The sequence below is a fragment of the Nitrosomonas sp. ANs5 genome (genome assembly GCF_050584665.1).
Lineage (GTDB): Bacteria > Pseudomonadota > Gammaproteobacteria > Burkholderiales > Nitrosomonadaceae > Nitrosomonas.
In genome coordinates, this window is the sequence record NZ_JBEUDO010000085.1 from 1 (window position 1) to 7077 (window position 7077).

Consider the following 7077-nt stretch of genomic DNA (forward strand, 5'->3'; position numbering starts at 1 on the left):
GATAAAATGGCGCAACACCTCGCGCAGCCGTCCCCGCTCGAACAGCCCCTGGATCATGGTATGCAGGGCATTGATGCCGTCCTGCTCGATGCTCTCCTCGCCGCTCACCTTGCGCCAGGTGTAGAAGTAGTCATAGGGGGCAAACAGCGAGCCCATGCGCGAGTTGACCCCATCGGAGATCACACACAGGGCGTTGTACTTCATCAGCTCCGGGATATCCCGCGCATAGCGGATGGTGAGTTGCTTGTAGGCATCGTGGATAGTGGCCTCTTCGCGGATCGCGCTCTTGAACTCGAACACCACCAGCGGCAGGCCATTGATGTAGAGGATCGCATCGGGGATGCGCTTTTCCAGCCCCTCGATGACCATCTGGCTGACCAGTTGGTAGCGGTTGCCATCCCGGTAGGCGGCGGCCTCCTCGGCCACCACGGTATTCAGCTCCTCGGCACGGGGCGGGCGTTGCAGCGGCAGGCCGCTATAGTTGATCAACTGGATATAGAGGTCTTTCTGACTACGATCCTCGCGCTTGAGCAGCAGGCCGTCGGCCACCATGTGGTGGAGCTGTCGGTTGGAGTCATAGAGATCTGAGGCGGGGGGGCGCTCCAGTGCACGGATCACCGCCGCGATCTCCTCCTCGGTGATCCCCTGCTCGGTATAGCGGGCGGCAAGATAGGCACGCAGCTCATCCTTCAGCAACACCTCGCCGGGGGCACGCGCCAGGGATTCGCCAAACACATGGGGATAGCCCTGCTCCCCCAGTAGGGCGATGATGGCCTGTTCCAGCTTCTCTTCGGTGAATTTCATTCCCTATTTCCCCAGTGGCTTCCTGGCGATCTCCTCCAACATCCTGATGGTATCGGCGGCACCAGCCTCTTCGAGTTTCGCCCGGCGCTGCGCGGCAAAGGCGTCATACTCGCGGCCTGCCTTGGCGTCGGCCTGCTGCTTGCTCACCCTCCCGGCATTATCCAACACCTCACGCTCATTGAACTGCAGGAACTGATCCAGCCGTTCCTGCCAGTCTCGTAAAAACACCTGTTTGCGCCGCCTGGCCTGGTCTTCAGCAAAATCGAGCCACATCACCACAATGCGGTTCAGCTCTTCGATCTCCGTCTCGCCCAGGTAGTTTTTGGCGACGGTAACATCACTCTTGCGCACAATCTCGCCTTTCCACACCGTCAGACCCATATTCGGTTTGCTGGCATCGGCGCGGTTGAGGATAAGCTCAGCGGCGGTATGGCCGGTGGCGGCATAGTGGAGTTTGTTCTGAATAATCCGGAAAAACTGTATGGACTCCTTGGCAGAGGGCTCGTAGTCCGCCGCCAGGGCGAAGATCTCCCGCACCCGCAGGTACATACGCCGCTCGCTGGCGCGGATGTCGCGGATGCGTGCCAGCAGTTCATCGAAGTAGTCAGGCACTGGGCTAGCGCCGGGAGCAGGGGGATTTTTCAGTCGCTCATCATCCAGAGTAAAACCCTTGATCAGGTACTCACGCAGGCGGGTATTGGCCCAGCGGCGGAACTGGGTACCACGTGGAGATTTGACCCGAAACCCCACGGCCAGGATGGCTTCGAGGTTATAGTGGTCAATGGCGCGGGTAACCGAACGGCTTCCCTCCTGACGAACTATCCGGAATTTCCGGATAGTTGCCTCCGGGGCCAGTTCACCCTCTTCGTAGATGTTCTGCAGATGCTCGTTGATGGTACGCACATCCCGGTCAAACAGCTCTGCGATCAAGGCCTGGCTTAGCCAGATGGTCTCCTCCTCAAAACGGCACTCCACGCGGGTCTTGCCGTCTTCGGTGGTATAGAGGATGAACTCGCCGCCGGGGGCTGTATCGCTCATGGAAAATTCCTTGTCCGTTCGGGGGCCTTGCCACCCAACAACTCAAACATGGCGTCAATGGGCCAATGAGCCGCCTTTACCCCCTTCAGGGTACGCGGCATCTGGGCCAGCCAGATGCTGGTTTTATACGGTGAGAGATCGGTCACTTGGCTGTCGTCATAGGCAAGCATGTGCCCCAAATCCTGCCCCATTTGATTAAGGGTACCCAACACCGAGCGATCGGTGGCGCTGTCGCACACCAGCGGCCCCAACATACCTTGGGCGCATTCCATCACCGCCTCATCGGCCCCCATCTTGAGCAGGGTGTTCATGAAACCGTCCACAAACCAGTAATCCAACTCAGCGAAGTCGTCTTTTTTCAGCGCAGGCAGGAACACCGGAAAGCGGGTGGTATCATGGACCATCAGCACACACTGGCGGCGTTGCAACAGGAGCAGATTGGCATGCCAGCCACTCAAGGGCGATTCAGCGGCATCGTTGGAAGCCCCATCGCTGGCATGGCGTAAGCTGCGCTTGCTCTTCAGCCGCCCATCAGGCTGCAGCGGCAGCTTGGCGAGGAGCTTTTGTGTGGCGTGCAGGCGGATCATACCGCCACCCCGGCGCGTTCAATCATGGCCTCGGCTTCGGGGATGCGGAGCTGGCCGGAGAGGAGTTTGGGGAGGAGCGTATCGCGCAATCGACTGAGACTTTGCACCTGAGCAATATTGTCCACAATCCGCCCCATATATGGCGTCACAGTTTCATCGTAGATGCTAAGTAGCTCATGATTTGATACACACGTCTTTATCGTTTTGAATGTATCTCTGGTGATCGTATTAAAGACTGAGCCATGCCCCCTTTGCTGAAGCTCGGAGACTCTTAATAAAATCGTATAGTAGGTATAGTAATCAGGAATACCATGCAGCCCGCGTATACCGTAGCAAGACTGATTCATTGCCATTGGACGTGCAACAACAGCGCACTTGCCTACTGTTCCTCTGGCGCTAATGATTGTCGTTCCCTTCGGAAGAAGTTTTGCCAATGAGCTAACAAGCCCTTCCTGAGTAATCGTTTTCTCTGTGTGAATAACGAAAACATCAGATGGGCTTGGAGCATCGACAACGGAGAACCATGGGATATCACCATCCCAGTAGGCATCATTTGATGTTTTTGGTGTTCCGCCACCAATTAGCTCTATAATTGAGTCCAAGGGCTTAACTTCCCACCCCTCCGGCACCCACCCCATCTCCTCGGTAAAGACAAACCGGTTGGGAAACTGGCGCTGAAACTCGGCAGGAAGCGGCTTGCGCTGTTCGCCCAGCGCATTTCTCATCTCAGCCCTGGCCTGCAATGGCTCAGGGATGGGATTCCCCGCCGCCAGTGCGTTATCAATCACCGGATCAAAATCCACAAACCAGCTCTTGAACAGCGCCTGCGCCATCGCCTCCAGCGTGGCGTTCATCTGGCGGTTGAGTTCGATTTTGTCGTCGAGGGTCTTGAGAATATGTGCGATAGATTTTTGGGTGTCGACATCGGGGTAAGAAATGCGTAATTGAGCAATCATACCGTTGTTCAGGCTCGCTCGTGTCGACATGGTTGAAAAAGCGAGCATTTCGTTACGAAACCTTTTACTTCGTAGGTAGTATCCTACGTATTCAGGTATCAAGTAATTGCCTTGTTTTGGACGTAAACGTTTCGTAAACCCGTTGAACGTCGCGTTCTCATAATCCTTTAGAGCAACGCAGCTCATACCTAATTCGTGCATGGTTTCACTTGTGCGAGTAAGGAATACATCTCCTCGTTTTACTGAGCACTTCGTCTGTTCTTTTTCGCTCGATTGAACTAAATCCGACAACACATCGGGAACAAAGTAGTTATAAAAAACATCCTTAAACCCCAGAAATGGATGCCCCGACCCAAATTCACTAGCTGGTTTTGAAAGTCCTGAGCTAACGTCGTAGAGATCTGCTAGCGAAGCTTCCTTCCAATCACCCCCCATAACCCAAGCCCTCCAGATTCTTGCGAATCTCGGCATCCAGCCGCACCGCCTCGTCCATCTGCCGATACAGGGTCTGGCTCAGCTCGGTCATCTTCTGCTCAAAGGGGATGCCGTCGTCCTCGATCTCGGCAGCACCCACATAGCGCCCTGGGGTGAGCACATAGTCATTGGCCTTGATCTCGTCCAGGGTAGCGGCCTTGCAGAAGCCCGGTCTGTCTTCATAACTTCCATCTTTGGCCTCACCCCGCCAGGCGTGATAGGTGCGGGCGATCTCGGCAATGTCGTCGGTGGTCAGTTCCTTGTGGGTGCGGTCGATCATGCTGCCCATATTGCGGGCGTCGATAAACAGGGTCTCGCCCCGGCGCTCGCGGTGGTTGCTTTCGCTATGGCCTTCGATGCGTTGCACGCCCTTGTTGCGGGTTAGGAACCACAGGCAGACCGGGATCTGGGTGGTGTAGAAGAGCTGGCCTGGCAGGGCGATCATGCAGTCCACCAGGTCGTTTTCGATCAGCTTCTGGCGGATCGCCCCTTCACCACTGGTGTTACTGGACATGGAGCCGTTGGCCAGTACAAAACCCGCCACGCCGTTTTCCGACAGCTTGGAGACCATGTGCAGAATCCAGGCATAGTTGGCATTGCCAGTGGGGGGCACCTCATACCCGGCCCAGCGCGGGTCATTGGTCAGCTCATCAGTGGCACGCCACTCCTTGAGGTTGAAGGGCGGGTTAGCCATGATGAAGTCGGCCTTGAGATCCGGGTGCTGATCCTTGAAGAAGGTATCAGCGGGCACATCGCCCAGGTTACCTGCGATGCCACGGATCGCTAGGTTCATCTTGGCCAGCTTATAGGTGGTGCCGGTCTGCTCCTGACCGTAGATGGAGATGTCCTTGGTATTGCCTTGGTGGCTTTCGACGAACTTTACCGACTGCACAAACATCCCACCCGAGCCGCAGCAGGGGTCGTAGATCTTGCCCTTGTAGGGCTCGATCATCTGGGCAATCAGATTGACCACGCACTTGGGTGTGTAGAACTCCCCGCCGCCCTTGCCTTCAGTGGCGGCGAACTTTCCGAGGAAGTACTCATACACCCGACCCACCACGTCCTGCTCGTTGTCGGCCACGGTGTCGATGTTGTCGATGGAGTCGATCAGTGCCGCCAGCTTGCTGACCTCGATCCCCAGTCGGGTGAAGTAGTTGTCTGGCAAGGCACCGCGCAGGGCCTTGTTGTTCTTCTCCAGGGTATGCAAGGCGGTGTCGATCTTCACCGCGATATCATCCTGCTTGGCCTGGCGCTGGATGGAAGACCAGCGTGATTCCTCCGGCAGGTAGAAGATATTCTTCATGGTGTAGAACTCCACCATGTCCACATAGGCATCCTGCCCCTCAGCAATCAACTCCCGGCGACGCGCCTCAAACTTGTCGCTCACAAACTTGAGGAAGATCAGGCTGAGTACCACATGCTTGTACTCGGAAGACTCCACCGTACCGCGCAGCTTGTCAGCGGTATCCCACAGGGTCTGTTCAAAGCTCTTATGCTTCTTCGGGGCAGCGGGTTTTCTGGCCATTGGCGTGTTCTTCGTCCTATGTGGTTGATTTCCTAGCATTCTTATGGACAGCATGAGAGGGAGTCGTGGCTTGCAACGCAACCCCGCTCAGGCATTGCGTGACTATGTTACCACGTAGGCAGCAGGAACAAAGAGCCGGTAATACAATCGGTTAAGTGGAGATGAGCTTGGAAGATGTGTGGTTTTGGGGCAGTATTGGCGTATCAGTGGTAGATCGCCAATATTGGCGGTAGGTGGTCAATACTGGATGTGTCCAGTATTGGGCATTATTTCCAACACATCTATTGGGCCAGGAATATGAGTAAGGACATCTTTGGCTACGCACTGTACACGATGCAGACGGGGCATCGGCCAATTTCTTCCTTTGTTGACGTTTTCCAACATCTGGCAAAGTCGCTGGTGTCGCAATTCGACGCCATAGAAAAAGAGTCCGGTACGACGCGGCGTGAAGGCTTACAGATAGCACTTTCAGATACGGCCATTCTCATGGCTTATTCATTAGTAGAGGGATTCTTTTCTGAGGAGTATCAGTTCTATTTCGAGAAGGAGCCTCCGCGCAGACAAACGCTTGAGGATACAATACAGGAGCTTCTGAACCATATTGGTGCATCAACTGATGAGCAGGTCAACAAAGGCAAGTCCCTGTTACCGGTTCTGCGGGCCTCCCGAAATGCCATTGCGCATCGAAATGGCCGACTCAAGGAAACAGAGAAATCCAAGATTCAAATGTACTTTGGTTCTAGGATGTGTATTCGGCGTGGCTACCCAGTAGCAAACATCGCACTAATCTTCGAGATTCTTGATACGGCATCAAAGCTCATCTCCGGATTCAGCTATGCCGCTGTGGACGCTGCGACAGCGGCCCAACAATCAGCTCAAGCCGACGGGACCGCCTCTGGTGGACCCTCGGCTTAGCTTAGGCGTTGGGCGTACAGAAATGGTCACGCAAAATTTTGTCCGCATTACACAGCGGACAAAAGTAGAGCGTATCGCCTGTAAAACGATGCTATCCCAGGGATTTGAAACACTGACTGGGGTTTGATGGCGAAGGTGGCAAATAGAAGTATCCTGTAATATCAGAGAAAGGAGCAACCTAGTTGAAAGAGTTTGTAGCTTGGATTGTTGATAACAAACAATGGCTGTTCTCCGGTGCCGGTTTAGTGGTCCTTGCTTGGATAGGAGGTTTTATCTTCAAGAAGAAGTACGCTTCTTCTACTCAGACCATTCGCTCAGGCGATAGCTCAATAAATGTTCAGGCGGGTCGAGACGTTAGTATCGGTAGGAAGAAGAACGATGTGGAAGACAAATAAACAGTCGATTTCCTCCGGAGACGATTCGACAAATGTGATAGCCGGTCGAGACGTTAATTTCTATCTTGAGGGGAATGTTCCGACAGGGCTTGTCGACCAAAAAACAGAAGAAGAAGTAGAGAAACTCAGGAAGTCACGTTTCTTCCTTGAGTTCGACAGGACCATTTCGTCGTTGAGGCTGGCGAGACGCCTTGCTGAGGGCGACCTTTCGAGTGGCTCGGACGAAGTAAAAGGGCGGGCGTTGGCATGGTGCGCCAGATTATTATCACATTCAGAGGATCTTGATCGGGCGGAAGAGTTTTTGGAGCTCGCAAAAACCCTCGGAGATTTTCCAGAAGCTAAGGTTGTGGAAGCATTTATCATTTCCAAGAAGGGAGATAAGG

8 protein-coding genes are annotated in these 7077 nt (G+C 54.5%); 3 read left to right on the forward strand and 5 right to left on the reverse strand.

The features are described from left to right. The 5 genes from ABTW62_RS13175 to ABTW62_RS13195 all read right to left on the reverse strand — a co-directional run. Positions 1-804 (reverse strand): type I restriction endonuclease (locus ABTW62_RS13175; RefSeq protein ID WP_430905035.1); only part of this gene is annotated, 804 nt, incomplete at its 3' end. 3 nt (positions 805-807) lie between these two features. Continuing rightward, positions 808-1842 carry a virulence RhuM family protein gene (locus ABTW62_RS13180; RefSeq protein ID WP_430905036.1) on the reverse strand — a complete coding sequence of 345 codons (1035 nt, stop codon included), beginning with the start codon at positions 1840-1842 and terminating at the stop codon, positions 808-810. Then, positions 1839-2429 (reverse strand): DUF6933 domain-containing protein, encoded by a 591-nt coding sequence (locus tag ABTW62_RS13185; protein WP_430905037.1) that lies wholly within the window; start codon positions 2427-2429, stop codon positions 1839-1841. Before ABTW62_RS13185 ends, ABTW62_RS13180 begins: the two co-directional genes overlap by 4 nt. Beyond that, positions 2426-3820, reverse strand: a complete 1395-nt coding sequence (locus ABTW62_RS13190) for a restriction endonuclease subunit S (RefSeq protein ID WP_430905038.1) — start codon at positions 3818-3820, stop codon at positions 2426-2428. The genes ABTW62_RS13185 and ABTW62_RS13190 overlap by 4 nt, the downstream gene beginning before the upstream one ends. Then, entirely contained in the window at positions 3810-5384 is a 1575-nt protein-coding gene (locus ABTW62_RS13195) for a type I restriction-modification system subunit M (protein WP_430905039.1), read from the reverse strand. The genes ABTW62_RS13190 and ABTW62_RS13195 overlap by 11 nt, the downstream gene beginning before the upstream one ends. 297 nt (positions 5385-5681) lie before the next feature. On the opposite strand from ABTW62_RS13195, the gene ABTW62_RS13200 reads away from it, so the two are divergent. The 3 genes from ABTW62_RS13200 to ABTW62_RS13210 form a co-directional block, all read left to right on the forward strand. Beyond that, positions 5682-6299, forward strand: a complete 618-nt coding sequence (locus tag ABTW62_RS13200) for a hypothetical protein (protein ID WP_430905040.1) — start codon at positions 5682-5684, stop codon at positions 6297-6299. A 182-nt stretch (positions 6300-6481) separates the two neighbouring features. Further along, positions 6482-6694 carry a hypothetical protein gene (locus ABTW62_RS13205; protein WP_430905041.1) on the forward strand — a complete coding sequence of 71 codons (213 nt, stop codon included), beginning with the start codon at positions 6482-6484 and terminating at the stop codon, positions 6692-6694. Beyond that, the coding region (locus tag ABTW62_RS13210) for a hypothetical protein (protein WP_430905042.1) at positions 6678-7077 on the forward strand (400 nt) is incomplete at its 3' end. The genes ABTW62_RS13205 and ABTW62_RS13210, both read left to right, overlap by 17 nt.